Below are 13,418 nucleotides of genomic sequence, written 5' to 3' on the forward strand. Positions count from 1 at the left end.
ATCAGTCTACCGCAATCAGCGCCGCTGCTACTGCACGATCTTCGGCGAGCAGCACATTATATGTGCGCACCGCAGCGCCCGTACTCATTGGATCAGAGGAAATACGATGCTCACGCAGCATAGCGCGCACATCTTCCGGAATGCGGCGAAGATCCATTCCCGTTCCCACCAACAGGATTTCAATGTCACTTGCCTGTTCAAGAATGGCGCCCAGATCACGGCGTGACAGGATTGGCGGCGTCTGCGGTTCCCAGCCATGAATGCCGGATGGCAGGCACAGAATAGAGCCAATATGCGACATATCGGCGAAGCGGAAACCGCCATTACCATATGCATCAATTGGTGCGCGGCCCGGAAAGTGGGCCTCACGAATTTCTATACCCTTAGCCATGTCTAATTATCCAGATTGAGCGACTGTGCAAGATCATCGCCCATTGCATCGTCACCATCAGCAGCGCGCGGCTTGAGGCCGAACTGTACGAGCAAAGGTGCTGCGATAAAGATCGAAGAATAGGTTGCCACGATGATGCCCACGCTCAATGCCAGTGCAAACATGCGGATATCTGCTCCACCAAACATATAGAGCGGAATATGCGCAATGAAAGTCACAAAGGCTGTCGGCAATGTACGCGACAAGGTCTGATTGATGGAGGCGTCAATAATCGCGGGCAGCGGCGCACTGTTATAGCGCTTCAAGTTTTCACGCACGCGGTCATAAATCACGATGGTATCATTCAGCGAATAACCGATGATTGTCAGAACCGCCGCAACACTCCAAAGATTGAATTCCATGCGGAAGACAATGAAGACGCCCGCCAGAATGATGACGTCGTGCAGCGTCGAAAGAACAGCGCCAAGCGCCAGCTGCCAACGGAACCTGATCCAGACATAGACGAAGATACCGGCAAGCGACAGGAACAGCGCGAGAAGACCGGCCTGTGACAGCTGCTCCGAAACGGTTGGGCCGACAACCTCAACACGCTGAAACGAGTAGTCCTGCTCGAATTCACCACGCAGTTTCACCGCTACGGTCTGTTCTGCATCGTCGCCCACTTCCTGACTGCCAATAAGGACAAGCGCAGAACGTGGGGATTTGACAGGCAGCACGCGCGCGCTCTCAATATTGAGCTCGCTCATGCGTTCTTCAATGTCAGCCAGATTGGCGTCACCGCTGCGAGCCTGCAATTCGACCATCGAGCCACCACGGAAATCGATGCCGTAATTGATGCCGATATTGACGAAGAGAGCGACAACGATTGCTGAAGCCAGAACGGAAATGCCGAGGGTCACGAACTGAAGACGCATGAACGGAATATGCGTAACGGTCGGAACGAGCTTCAGGCGACGCTTCGGGATTTCTTTCGGCTTTGCCGTGCGCACCCATTGGGCGATCAGCAAACGCGTGAAGGTCAGCGTCGTGAATAGTGTTGTAAGGATACCGATTGTAACAGTGAGCGCAAAGCCATGTACCGGACCTGAGCCAAGCAGGAACAGAACGAGAGCTGCAATCATCGTTGTGAGGTTGGCGTCAACGATGGTCGAAAGCGCGCGATAGAAGCCAGATTCCATCGCCTGAACAACGGAATAGCCTTTTCGGCGATCTTCCCGCACACGTTCGTAAATCAGAATATTGGCATCAACGGCCATACCGATGATCAGCACCAGACCCGCAACGCTGGCAAGCGTTATCGATGCTCCAATCAGTGATATGATCGCTATCAGAATGATCATGTTGACGACAAGCGCCACCATGGCGATCACGCCGAGGATGCCATAGGACAGGATCATGAACAGGCCGACTAGCAGCGCCGCCAGAAGTGCTGCGGATACCGCTGCACTTGCATAGTCGTCACCCAGAGCCGAAGCGATGGTACGTTCTTCAAGAACTGAAACAGCCTTTGGCAACGCGCCCGAACGCAGAACGACGGCCATATTATTGGCAGCCTGCAGATCAAAGCCGCCAGAAATTTCAAGCTCATTCGTGTCAAGCTGTCCGTCTACGACAGGCGCTGAAACAACCTGATTATCGATGACAATTGCGAAGCTCTTGCCAGCGGCCTGAGCGGTCGCAGCAGCGAGACTGCTGCGCCCCTTCTCGTCCAGCGTCAGCGTAATGACTGGTTCATTATCGTCTTCGGCAAGGGTTGCTTTTGCATCGGTGACATCTTCACCGGTAAAAATTGGCTCGTTCTTGACGAGATAGCCGACTGGTGGATCGTCATAGGAATAGACAACCGCGCTGTCAGCTGGTGGTTCTCCGCGGATCGCATCGTCGGGAGACATGCTGTCATCAACCGAACGGAACGAGAGATTGCCACGAATACTGAGAATATCTTTCAGAAGCTGGGCGTCATAAAGGCCCGGGACTTCAACGCGAATCCGATTACGGCCCTCTTCCTCGACGATAGGGCTGCCGTAGCCAAGTTCTTCCAGACGCTGCCGCATAATGTCTTTAGTGCGATCAAGATCGCCACTGGCAGCATTCTGCACCTGAAGGACGAGCCGAGAACCACCCGAAAGATCAAGGCCGAGTGCGACCTGCTTTGTGGGCAAAAATCCGGGCAGATTTGCCAGTGTTTCACGCGAGAAAAAATTAGGCGACGCAATGATGAAGCTGGCAATGATTGCCAACCAGATCAGAGCCGATTTCCAACGTGAAAAATAAAGCATCGAGCAGCAAATCCGTTTCGGCTTGGGTAGATCGTGCTGGAGGAGTGCATTCGCGAACTGCCCTCCGGCTTTGTGAACGCGCCATATCCAAAGACAAGGCACATGCACGATAATGATCGAGCCCCGGTTATGGAAACCTTACCGGGGCTCGATTAGTCTGGTAAAAATTACTTGTTCTTGTTGTCGGCGACTGGTTCGCCCTTAACGCGCACTTCAGAAAGAGCGCTGCGCAGAACGCGGATCTTAACGCCTTCAGCGATTTCAACATCGAGTTCGCCGTCGTCATGGACCTTCTGGACCTTACCGACGATGCCGCCACCGGTCACAACCGTGTCGCCGCGACGAACTGCTGCCAGCATTTCCTGACGCTTCTTCATCTGGGTACGCTGAGGGCGGATGATGAGGAAATACATGATTACGAAAATCAGGACGAAAGGCAGAATGCTCATGAGCATATCTGGCCCCATAGCGCCGCCGCCGGAAGCTTGAGCGAAAGCTGGTGTTACGAACATTAGGAACTCCTCTGAAGTCTCGAAGACAAATTCTTTACGGCATTACAATGGTTAGCGCGACAATTGCAACCGGCGAAGGCCCTACTGCGCCAAGGTCGCACACTTTTCCCACCCGCTGTGGCATGTTAAGCCCTGATCCTCACTATTTGAGGGCTTGGAATGACCACCGAAAATATACTCAGCCAGAAACTAGACCGCCTGATTGCTGCTTTGGAGCGCATTGCACCACCGCAACCAGGCATACCTGATCTTGAAGCCGCTGACTGCTTCGTCTGGGCACCGGAGCGACTGACACTTGATCCGGTCAAACGTGTTAATCGCGTCGATATAGCGCTCATTCGTGGCGTTGATTTGGTGCGTGACCAGCTTGTCGACAATACCCGCCGTTTTGCCAAAGGTTATCCGGCAAACAATGTCCTGCTCTGGGGCGCGCGCGGCATGGGCAAGTCATCGCTCGTCAAGGCTGCTCAAGCCAGCGTCAACGCCGAACAGGCCGACAAACTGCCGATAAAGCTCGTTGAAATCCACCGCGAAGATATCGACAGCCTGCCTGCCCTAATGAATATCATCAAGGAAACGGACTATCGCTTCATTCTGTTCTGCGATGATCTTTCGTTCGATCACGACGACACGTCTTATAAGTCGCTGAAAGCTGCACTTGAAGGTGGCGTTGAAGGCCGTCCAGACAACGTAATTTTCTATGCGACGTCCAATCGTCGTCATCTGATGCCGCGCGATATGATCGATAACGAGCGCTCGACTGCCGTTAATCCATCGGAAGCGATTGAAGAAAAGGTTTCGCTGTCTGATCGTTTCGGCCTGTGGCTTGGTTTCCATAAATGCAGTCAGGATGACTACCTGGCGATGGTTGACGGCTATGCCGCGCATTACAAGCTGGATTACGATCCGCAAGCGATGCACGCAGAGGCGCTGACCTGGTCAACCACGCGTGGCAATCGCTCAGGCCGTGTTGCCTGGCAATATATTCAGGATCTCGCTGGCCGGCTCGGCAAAGCGATTTAAGGTATTTCCAGCAAAAGTGCGAAGCGGCTGTTCGTCGGATGATACGTAAAAACAGACAGTTAAAGCGGGGCCAGGGATTCATTCTCAACTGGAACCGCAGTAACTGAAAGCTTAAAGAAAAAGGCGGGTCCGAGACCCGCCTTTCTTATTTACATGATCCAATTCCGATCAGGATTCCAGATACTTGGACGGATTGACAGGAGAAGAGTTCTTGCGCACTTCAAAGTGCAGCTTTGGCGACTTTGCGTTGCCGCTCATGCCAGACTTGGCGATATCTTCACCGCGACGAACCTTCTGACCGCGCTGCACGAGAATCTGACTGTTGTGGCCGTAAACCGTAACCAGACCATTGTCGTGGCGGATAAGAACTGTCTGGCCGAATTCTTTCAGACCGTCGCCTGCATAGATAACGACGCCGTTTTCAGCAGCCTTAACAGCCGTACCTTCTGGCACCATAATGTCGATGCCGTCATTCACGGAAGTGCCGTCACGCTGACCGAAGCTTGCGAGAACGCGACCGCGAACTGGCCATCGCATCTGCGAGATACCGGTTGAAGATGGTGCAGCGGACTGATCCTTTTCTGCATCTTCAATGACCTTGTTGCTCGCCTGAGGCGGCGTGTAAGGCTTGACGTTCGATGCTGCGTCAGGTGCAACCGAAGCGGTCTGCACAGGTGCAGGAGCTGCAGGTTTCACTGGCTGAGGTGCAGCGGCTGCAACCTGCGTTGCCGCACCTGCTGCCGATGGGATAGCCAGATTCTGACCGACGCGGATTGCTCCGTTTGTCAGGCCATTTGCCTGCTTCAACTGTTCAACCGGTACGTTGTGCTTCTGCGCAATCGAGAAGAGCGAATCACCTGACTTAACCGTGTAACCACCACCAGCTGCGGCAGGTTGTGGAGCAGCGTTCGCGACTGGAGCAGGAGCAACAGTATGATTTGCGGCAGGCAGAGGAACGCCATTTGCGGTGGCAGGCAGCTGACCCAGAACCTGCGACTTCGCATTGGCAGCTGCATTATTTGCAGCGCCGGCGGCACTGGCGACCTGAGTTCCGGCATTGTTAACGGCGCCATTCACGTGATTGGCGGCATTATTTTGTGCCTGATAAACCTGATTTTGTGCCTGCGTTGCAGCAGCCGCGACCGGTGCAGACGACACAGGAGGCAGGCTGTTACGCTGTACGGACCCACTCGAAACCGGCTGAGCCGCCGCCACTGGCGCAGATGCGTAAACATCGCCAGCAGGCTGTTGTTGCACAACACGCTGATTAGACGTGGAGCCTGTGTAAAGACCATCCGTGAAGCGCATTGTATCGGCGCTACACCCTGCACCAAAACCGGCAATGAGAACGATCGCTGCATTCCGCAGAAGACGTTCGGACGTATGCTGCAATATTGGAAAACGCATGTTCAACTCGCCCAACTCTAAAACTCACTTGGACTCATTAAAACGCGTTAATGTTACTCGCTGGTTAAGAATCGAGATTTCTTCGAAAAAATATTCACCAATTAAACACCATAAGCACACAAAAGTGCCACGGCATTGCCCGCAATGCTCCACAAACCCTGAGCTTTTAAAGGATAAATACGCGGGCCACTTCCTCACAAAACGGAGGAAATGCCCTCGATAAACGGCTGATAACGAACAGGCATAATGTTTTCCTGCTCGAAACGGCTACCCACTTTTGCGATGCGCGTTACCATCTGCATACCATCGCCCGGCCCCACTGGCGCAACGAGAACGCCATGCGTTGCCAGAAGCTCCACAAAATGGCGCGGAATATCCTCACAGGCCAGCCAGATCACGATACGATCGAATGGCCCACCCGGCATTCCATGGCGACCATCCGCGTGCTTCACCATGATATTTTCGCGCTTGAGCGTCACGAATTGCTGCAAGGCACGGTCGCAGAGCTTGCGATAACGTTCAACTGTCGTCACGCGGCCAGAAAGCATAGACATGACGGCGGCTGTAAAGCCCGAACCTGTACCGATTTCCAGAACACGGTGTCCCGTTTCCAGATTGAGCGCAGAGATAACCCGCGCCTGATCGTCGATACCTTCAATATACTCACCGCAATCAAGCGGTGCGGTGCGCTGGCTGAAAGCAAGATGCGCCCAGGAAGAGCCCATAAAGCTCTGTCGCGGGGTCGCTTCAATTGCCGCAAAGAGGCGGGCATCATTGATGCCACGCGCTCTCATACGCATTACGAAGGATGCAAATCCTTCCCTGTCCGAAAGCTGCGGGCGTTCAGACACAGCCTGATTCATGCTTCAACCCCAAGAGTCTTGCTCAATTCAGCGCGAACCTTCTGTGCTGTCAGGTCGAGATGCAGCGGCGTCACCGAGATGTAATCAGCGCGGATTGCGGCAATGTCGCTATCGCTGGCGACTTCTGCCTTGGTGCGACCGAACTGCAGCCAGAAATAAGGGAAACCACGACCGTCGCGGCGCTCATCGAGCCGTGCATCGTGGCTCAGCTTGCCCTGTGCAGTGACGCGTGTGCCTTTGACCTTATCCGGTGCGCAATTCGGGAAATTCAGATTGAGCAGGACGCCTTCTGGCCAACCAGCTTCAACCAGCTTCTTGATAAGCCCAGGTGCGTGAGCCTCTGCTGTTTCCCAAGGCAGAATACGGCGACCATCTTCGTAGTCATATTCCTGCGACAGCGCGATTGCCTTTACACCGAGAAGCGTGCCTTCCATCGCACCGGCGACCGTGCCTGAATAGGTCACGTCATCAGCCATATTGGCACCCGAATTTACACCCGACAGGATGAGGTCCGGTGCTTCTGGCAAAACATGGCGAACGCCCATGATAACGCAATCAGTCGGCGTGCCACGCAGTGCAAAATGACGATCATCAATCTTGCGCAGGCGCAGAGGCTCTGACAGCGTCAACGAGTGTGCAAGGCCGCTCTGGTCAGTTTCAGGAGCGACGACCCAGACATCATCGGAGAGCTGGCGTGCGATACGCTCCAGAACTGCGAGGCCTTCAGCGTGGATACCATCATCGTTCGTCAGCAGAATTCGCACGTCGTCTCTCCTTCATTCACGTCATTAATGTTTTATTTCACGCGGCTTTCTCAATGCGCGTGAGGCCGCCCATGTATGGCTGCAATGCTTCAGGAATATGAATGCTGCCGTCTTCCTGCTGATAATTTTCCATCACAGCAATCAGAGCGCGACCAACAGCAACACCTGAACCGTTGAGGGTATGAACAAAACGCGTGGCTTTCTCACCTTCCGGGCGATAGCGCGCGTTCATACGGCGGCCCTGGAAGTCGCCGCAGACCGAGCAGCTGGAAATTTCGCGATAAGCGTTCTGTCCAGGCATCCATACTTCGATGTCGTAAGTCTTCTGCGCGCCAAAGCCCATATCACCCGTACACAAAACAACAGTACGGAACGGAAGACCAAGGCGCTTGAGAACTTCTTCCGCACAGGCTGTCATGCGTTCATGTTCAGCAGCCGAGCTGTCTGCGTCAGTGACAGAAACCATCTCGACCTTCATGAACTGATGCTGGCGCAGCATTCCGCGTGTGTCACGGCCTGCGGAACCCGCTTCCGAACGGAAGCAAGGTGTCAGCGCGGTATAACGCTGAGGCAGCGACTTGAGATCGACAATCTCGTCCGCAACCAGATTGGTCAACGGCACTTCTGCTGTTGGAATCAACCAACGACCATCCGTGGTGCGGAACAGGTCTTCCGAAAACTTCGGCAGCTGGCCTGTGCCATATACGGCTTCGTCGCGCACCATCAGCGGCGGCATGGTTTCAGTATAGCCGTTTTCGGTGGTGTGCAGATCAAGCATGAACTGGCCAAGCGCACGTTCAAGACGGGCGAGCGGGCCTTTGAGAATCGTAAACCGCGCACCGGCGATCTTTGCCGCGCGCTCGAAATCCATGTAGCCAAGTGCTTCGCCCAGCTCATAATGTTCTTTTGGCTGGAACGAGAAATTACGCTGATTGCCAATGCGGCGGACTTCGACATTATCTGCCTCGTCCTTGCCAAGCGGCACATCATCTGCTGGCACATTTGGCAGGCTCGAAAGCGCGTCGTTCAGTTCCTTGACCAGACGGCGTTCTGCTTCCTCAGCTTCAGCCAAAAAGGTCTTCAGCTCACCAACTTCAGCCTTGAGCTTTTCAGCGGTTGCCGCGTCCTTCTCGGCCATGGCTTTGCCGATTTCCTTGGAAGCCGCGTTGCGGCGTTCCTGCGCGGCCTGAACTTTACCGACGTGCTCACGACGCTTCTCGTCCAGCGCGATCAGTTCGGACGAGAGTGCCCCTGCTCCGCGCTTTGCAAGCGCCTTATCGAGAGCTTCAGGGTTTTCGCGAATCCATTTGATATCGAGCATGGGAAAAGCCGTTTCATGAAATTTAACAAGAAGAGAGGCTGCGATCCCGCAGCCTCTGTTTAACATATGTCCGGATCAGGAAGTCGGAGCGCTATCTTCAGCATCAGGATCGCCTTCGGCTTCATCCTTAGCTTCTTCGCGCTGCTTCTCAATCATTCGAGCCAATATGATGGAAATCTCGTAGAGAAGGATCGTCGGTATGGCAAGACCGATCTGGCTTGCCGGATCCGGCGGTGTCAGAACCGCTGCCACCACAAAGGCAATGACGATTGCATACTTGCGTTTGTCTTTCAGGCCCGCTGATGTAATCAAGCCAACGCGTGCCATAAGGCTTGTAACGACCGGAAGCTGGAAAACGAGACCGAAAGCGAAAATGAGCGTCATGATGAGGCTCAGATATTCGGAAACCTTCGGCAGCAGCGAAATCTGAACTTCACCATTGCCGCCACTTTGCTGCATGGCCAGGAAGAACCACATCACCATCGGCGTGAAGAAGAAATAGACGAGCGCGCCGCCAATCAGAAACAGGATCGGCGAAGCAATAAGGAACGGCAAAAATGCCATACGCTCGTGCTTATACAGGCCCGGCGCCACAAACTTGTAGATCTGTGCGGCGATGATCGGGAACGCCAGCACAAGACCGCCAAACATCGCGACCTTGACCTGCGTGAAGAAGAATTCCTGCGGCGCGGTATAAATCAGCTCAGCCTTCGAGCGATCCATACCAGCCCAGTCGATAGCCCACTGGTAAGGCACGACGAGCATATTGAAGAGATGCTTTGCAAAGGCGAAGCAGATAACAAAAGCGACAAAAAACGCCAGAATCGCCCAAATCAGGCGGCGGCGCAGTTCGATCAGGTGTTCGAGCAGAGGAGCGGCGCTCTGTTCAATTTCGTCCTCGTCCCGTTTCACGCTTTGGTTCCTGTCTTTTCAGTCGTCTTTTTGGTGGTCTTTTTAGCAGCAGGCACTGCTGCTTTTGGCGTTGCGGGCTTTGCCGAAGCAGTTTTCTTCGGAGCCACTGCCTTTGCAACAGGCTCAACTTTGGCGGCAGCTTTAGGTTTTGCAGCCACTGCCTTAGCTTTGACAGGCTTGGATGCAGCCGGAACCTCTGCCTCAACAGCTGGAGCGGCCTTCTTGCGCGGGGCTTTAGGCTTGGCTGCCTGTGCTTTTGGCGCAGGCTTTTCTGCAGGAGCTTCGACCGGGACCGTCGTACCATTCGCTTCGACAGGTGTCGTCACCTCGGCAACCTTTGCAGGCTCAGTAGGATACATTGATGTCGTGGACTGGAGACCGGAACGAATATCTTCACCGGCGCTGCGAATCGGATCGAAAACCTGAGTAAGCTTCGAACGCGGATCAAGCTTGCGAGCTTCATCAACGATATTTTTCACATCTTCAAGTTCGGCTTCCTTCAAAGCTTCGTTGAACTGATGCCGGAACTCGTTGGCGGTGCTGCGCATACGCGCTGTCGCCTTACCGAAAGCTCTGAGCATCTTCGGCAAATCCTTGGGACCAACGACCACAATCATCACGATTGCGATTATCAGCAGTTCAGACCAACCGATATCGAACATAATTTGATACTCCGCGCTTCTGACGCGCGCGTCCCGTCTTTCGGCGGAAAACCGCAATCCAGATTACAAATGCATCTCTGGTGAGAAAGCCCTGCAATCAACCTATTATTATTGCGCATGATGGACCCCGAAAACCGGCGTTCAACTCACGGGATCATGCTGTCATGACAAAACATGCTGCGCACCATATTGCACGCAGCAGCATCTAGATCACATCAGGACTTTGTCGTCTTCTTGACATCGTTGACGGTTTCATCCGCACGCGCATCAATTGTACGTGCATCTGCCTTGGCGTCTTCCTTAGCAGCATCTTCTTCAGACATGCCCTGCTTGAAGTTCTTGATGCCCTTGGCGACGTCACCCATCAGTTCTGGAATTTTGCCACGGCCAAACAGAAGCAGCACAACCGCGAGAACGATCAGCCAGTGCCAAATAGAAAAGCTACCCATTTCATTCCTCTCATCGCCGTTAGAGCACGGCCTATTCCTGTATTGCTGATTACGATTTAAGCGCTTTCAACAAATCTTTCAAACAGAAGTATGACTGTGAACCAAGATACAACGAATTTATTTGTTGTAGCTCAATTTTCTTATCAATCTCCGCGTGGTGCTAACAGTCCGAGCCCTTCAAGATCGATATCTTCGAGTGGCTCTTCCTCATCCGTCAATTCATCCGGATCAACATTTGGAACCGGAACCGAGAAACTGGATGGGATGCGGGCAGACAACAGCCCTGCCCCACGCAGTTCTTCCAATCCAGGCAGATCACGGATTTCCGGCAGACCGAAATGATCCAGAAACGTGTCCGTCGTGCCGTAAGTCACAGGGCGGCCAGGCGTGCGCCGACGTCCGCGCAATTTGATCCAGCCCGTCTCCATCAGCACATCAAGCGTGCCTTTGGAGGTTTCCACACCGCGAATATCTTCAAGTTCCGCGCGCGTCACCGGCTGATGATATGCAATGATTGCAAGCACTTCCATGGCAGCGCGCGAAAGTTTGCGCTGCTGCACTTTCTCGCGGCTCATAAGAAAGCCGAGATCAGGAGCGGTGCGAAAAGCCCATGCCGTGCCAACCTGAACGAGATGCACACCACGTCCCTCATACACCTTCTGCAGATGAGTAAGTGCTGCAGAAAGATCAGTCGCATTCGGCAGTCTCTCGGCTAAAGCACGCTCGGATACGGGCTCGGATGATGCAAAGATTATTGCTTCAACCATGCGAGCCAGCTCGGCCAAAGTCAGCGACGAAGCCGGATGCTGTGCATCGTCTTCATATTCATCCATTGCCGCTTCCGCTTCAGACATTGTCGCCCTCATCCAGTTCATTCAGTTCGCCCGACGCCCGCATATAGATTGGCGCGAAAGGCGCGTTCTGTCGCACCTCCAGCTTACCCTCACGAACAAGCTCCAGACTTGCGGCAAATGAGCTTGCCAAGGCTGACGCTCTCTCCTGTGGAGACAACGTATAATCAATAAGAAAGCGATCGAGGGAAACCCAGTCCCCGCTCACTCCCATCAATCTTACAAGAGCAACACGCGCCTCTCTCAACGACCATACCGCACGTTTCTCAATCTGCACATGAGATACGGCTTGTCGCTGGCGTTGCGATGTATAAGCCGTCAACAGATCATAAAGTGACGCAGCAAACTGGCTTGATCGATCGACGACGACCAGTTCAGGCATACCGCGGGCGAAAACGTCACGGCCCAAGCGGTTGCGATTTACAAGCTTTGCGGAAGCATCCCGCATCGCTTCGAGGCGCTTCAGACGAAATTGCAGCGAAGCAACCAGTTCTTCGCCTGTGGCACCATCATCATCCTGTTGCTTGGGAATAAGCAATCTGGATTTAAGGTAAGCCAGCCATGCGGCCATAACCAGATAGTCTGCTGCCAGCTCGAGCCGAAGCGCCTGTGCCTGTTCCACAAAACCGAGATACTGCTCGGCAAGTGCGAGAACAGAAATACGTGAAAGATCGACACGCTGATTGCGGGCCAGATGCAGCAGAAGATCAAGCGGGCCTTCAAAGCCCTGCACGTCGATCAGCAGCGATGGTTCGCTTTCTGCACGCTCGGCTTCACCTTGCCACAAAGCATCCATCGGCACGTTAGCACCGTCTTTTCCGCCTGTGTTCGCTTCAGATTCAGCCACCCGCTCGTCCTGTTTGTAGATTCTGTCCGGCGCGTAAACAGCGCCGGAGTTTATAGTCTACCAAGTTTTGGCGGTTACGCCATCAGTTCGAACATTTGTCCAAACTCTTCGCGCAATTCCGCTTCATCGGAAAGATCAGGGTCGCCTGCATAAACTTCTGCAAGATCAGCACGTTTGCGCGACTTTCCATCAAGGACGGGAACGCGAGCAGCAACTTTCACCAGCTCTTCCATAACGCCCGCGCAATAAAGAACGATGTCGCAACCGGCATTTGTGATGCCTTCAGCGATATCGCCCAGATCACCTGAAAGCGCCTTCATCGAAATGTCGTCGCTAATCACCAGACCATCGAACTGGATAACGTCACGGATAACCGTGTTGATGACCGTAGGCGACATAGTCGAAGGGCGTTCAGGATCGAGACTGTCAAAGATCACATGCGCCGTCATCGCCATTGGCAAGTCATTCAATGCCTTAAACGGCACAAAGTCGTGGGCTACCAGCTCACTCAACGGCACATTAACGCGCGCCAGCTCCTTGTGCGTATCGCTGAATGCACGGCCATGCCCCGGCATATGTTTCACCACAGGCAAAACGCCACCAGCGAGAAGACCTTCTGCGGCAGCCCTTCCCATGGCCGCAACATTGTGCGGATTCTTGGAATAAGCACGCGCGCCGATCACGTCATGAGCGCCCTCGATTGGAACATCGAGAACCGGCAGGCAATCGGCATTCACGCCTACCTTCAAAAGATCGAAAGCATGAAGGCGTGCATGAAGCCAAGCAGCACGAAGCCCTGCTTCGGGATCACGATCATAGATCGCACCAATTTGAGCTGCGGCTGGATAGTTAGGAACCAGTGGCGGACGAAGACGCTGAACACGACCACCTTCCTGATCAATGAAAACAGGCGTCTGAGGCCTGTCTGTCACTTCGCGCAACTGCGCAGTGAGCTCGGCAACCTGTTCAAGGCTTTCAACATTGCGCGCAAAGAGAATAAAACCCCAAGGCTTTTCATCCCGGAAAAAGGCCACCTCGTCCGGCGTCAACTTCGTTCCGGCTACACCAGCAATCCACGCCTTGCACTCTTTCATGCAGCATTCCTTCGATCTGTTCGTCGCCTTCAAATCAGCGGTA

The 13,418-nt window shown here is 53.8% G+C and carries 14 protein-coding genes; 1 reads left to right on the forward strand and 13 read right to left on the reverse strand.

The features are described from left to right. Nucleotide 1: 1 nt before the first annotated feature. The 3 genes from QSJ70_RS09980 to yajC form a co-directional block, all read right to left on the reverse strand. Nucleotides 2-391, reverse strand: coding sequence for an Mth938-like domain-containing protein (locus tag QSJ70_RS09980; RefSeq protein ID WP_007874704.1), 390 nt, complete (start codon nt 389-391; stop codon nt 2-4). Between the two features lie 2 nt (nt 392-393). After that, complete coding sequence (gene secDF / locus QSJ70_RS09985; RefSeq protein ID WP_007874696.1) at nt 394-2,670, reverse strand: protein translocase subunit SecDF; 2,277 nt, start codon at nt 2,668-2,670, stop codon at nt 394-396. Nucleotides 2,671-2,837: 167 nt separating this feature from the next. After that, entirely contained in the window at nt 2,838-3,182 is a 345-nt protein-coding gene (gene yajC, locus QSJ70_RS09990; RefSeq protein WP_215776313.1) for a preprotein translocase subunit YajC, read from the reverse strand. A 159-nt stretch (nt 3,183-3,341) separates the two neighbouring features. On the opposite strand from yajC, the gene QSJ70_RS09995 reads away from it, so the two are divergent. Then, nucleotides 3,342-4,205 (forward strand): ATP-binding protein, encoded by an 864-nt coding sequence (locus tag QSJ70_RS09995; protein WP_285536100.1) that lies wholly within the window; start codon nt 3,342-3,344, stop codon nt 4,203-4,205. 168 nt (nt 4,206-4,373) lie between these two features. On the opposite strand, the gene dipM is transcribed toward QSJ70_RS09995, so the two are convergent. The 10 genes from dipM to nagZ form a co-directional block, all read right to left on the reverse strand. After that, nucleotides 4,374-5,627 (reverse strand): cell division endopeptidase DipM, encoded by a 1,254-nt coding sequence (dipM, locus tag QSJ70_RS10000; protein ID WP_064320514.1) that lies wholly within the window; start codon nt 5,625-5,627, stop codon nt 4,374-4,376. Nucleotides 5,628-5,806: 179 nt separating this feature from the next. Next, a complete protein-coding gene (locus tag QSJ70_RS10005; protein ID WP_064320513.1) occupies nt 5,807-6,475 on the reverse strand; it encodes a protein-L-isoaspartate(D-aspartate) O-methyltransferase in 669 nt (222 codons plus the stop codon). Continuing rightward, nucleotides 6,472-7,239, reverse strand: a complete 768-nt coding sequence (surE, locus tag QSJ70_RS10010; protein ID WP_007874687.1) for a 5'/3'-nucleotidase SurE — start codon at nt 7,237-7,239, stop codon at nt 6,472-6,474. The genes QSJ70_RS10005 and surE overlap by 4 nt, the downstream gene beginning before the upstream one ends. Nucleotides 7,240-7,276: 37 nt before the next feature. Next, complete coding sequence (gene serS / locus QSJ70_RS10015; RefSeq protein ID WP_112805170.1) at nt 7,277-8,560, reverse strand: serine--tRNA ligase; 1,284 nt, start codon at nt 8,558-8,560, stop codon at nt 7,277-7,279. Nucleotides 8,561-8,635: 75 nt separating this feature from the next. Further along, on the reverse strand, nt 8,636-9,472 hold the full coding sequence (tatC, locus tag QSJ70_RS10020) for a twin-arginine translocase subunit TatC (RefSeq protein ID WP_007874680.1): 837 nt from the start codon (nt 9,470-9,472) through the stop codon (nt 8,636-8,638). Beyond that, the gene (tatB, locus tag QSJ70_RS10025) at nt 9,469-10,134 is read right to left on the reverse strand and encodes a Sec-independent protein translocase protein TatB (protein ID WP_285536104.1); all 666 of its coding nucleotides are present in this window, start codon (nt 10,132-10,134) and stop codon (nt 9,469-9,471) included. The genes tatC and tatB overlap by 4 nt, the downstream gene beginning before the upstream one ends. A 215-nt stretch (nt 10,135-10,349) precedes the next feature. After that, complete coding sequence (locus tag QSJ70_RS10030) at nt 10,350-10,583, reverse strand: twin-arginine translocase TatA/TatE family subunit (RefSeq protein ID WP_064320511.1); 234 nt, start codon at nt 10,581-10,583, stop codon at nt 10,350-10,352. 143 nt (nt 10,584-10,726) lie between these two features. After that, on the reverse strand, nt 10,727-11,437 hold the full coding sequence (gene scpB / locus QSJ70_RS10035) for an SMC-Scp complex subunit ScpB (RefSeq protein WP_285536107.1): 711 nt from the start codon (nt 11,435-11,437) through the stop codon (nt 10,727-10,729). Then, nucleotides 11,430-12,281 (reverse strand): segregation and condensation protein A, encoded by an 852-nt coding sequence (locus QSJ70_RS10040; RefSeq protein WP_064320510.1) that lies wholly within the window; start codon nt 12,279-12,281, stop codon nt 11,430-11,432. The genes scpB and QSJ70_RS10040 overlap by 8 nt, the downstream gene beginning before the upstream one ends. Before the next feature lie 74 nt (nt 12,282-12,355). Continuing rightward, nucleotides 12,356-13,375 (reverse strand): beta-N-acetylhexosaminidase, encoded by a 1,020-nt coding sequence (nagZ, locus tag QSJ70_RS10045; RefSeq protein WP_113498646.1) that lies wholly within the window; start codon nt 13,373-13,375, stop codon nt 12,356-12,358. Nucleotides 13,376-13,418: the final 43 nt, after the last annotated feature.

Origin of the sequence: Brucella sp. NBRC 12950, assembly GCF_030268145.1 — a bacterium.
In the GTDB taxonomy this organism is placed as follows: domain Bacteria; phylum Pseudomonadota; class Alphaproteobacteria; order Rhizobiales; family Rhizobiaceae; genus Brucella.

Excerpts from the sequence above, each read along its gene's own strand:
- scpB (WP_285536107.1), bottom strand. The coding sequence starts at position 11,437 with ATGTCTGAAGCGGAAGCGGCAATGGATGAATATGAAGACGATGCACAG.
- QSJ70_RS10005 (WP_064320513.1), bottom strand. The coding sequence starts at position 6,475 with ATGAATCAGGCTGTGTCTGAACGCCCGCAGCTTTCGGACAGGGAAGGA.
- nagZ (WP_113498646.1), bottom strand. The coding sequence starts at position 13,375 with ATGAAAGAGTGCAAGGCGTGGATTGCTGGTGTAGCCGGAACGAAGTTG.
- QSJ70_RS09980 (WP_007874704.1), bottom strand. The coding sequence starts at position 391 with ATGGCTAAGGGTATAGAAATTCGTGAGGCCCACTTTCCGGGCCGCGCA.
- tatB (WP_285536104.1), bottom strand. The coding sequence starts at position 10,134 with ATGTTCGATATCGGTTGGTCTGAACTGCTGATAATCGCAATCGTGATG.
- QSJ70_RS10030 (WP_064320511.1), bottom strand. The coding sequence starts at position 10,583 with ATGGGTAGCTTTTCTATTTGGCACTGGCTGATCGTTCTCGCGGTTGTG.
- serS (WP_112805170.1), bottom strand. The coding sequence starts at position 8,560 with ATGCTCGATATCAAATGGATTCGCGAAAACCCTGAAGCTCTCGATAAG.
- yajC (WP_215776313.1), bottom strand. The coding sequence starts at position 3,182 with ATGTTCGTAACACCAGCTTTCGCTCAAGCTTCCGGCGGCGGCGCTATG.
- secDF (WP_007874696.1), bottom strand. The coding sequence starts at position 2,670 with ATGCTTTATTTTTCACGTTGGAAATCGGCTCTGATCTGGTTGGCAATC.
- QSJ70_RS09995 (WP_285536100.1), top strand. The coding sequence starts at position 3,342 with ATGACCACCGAAAATATACTCAGCCAGAAACTAGACCGCCTGATTGCT.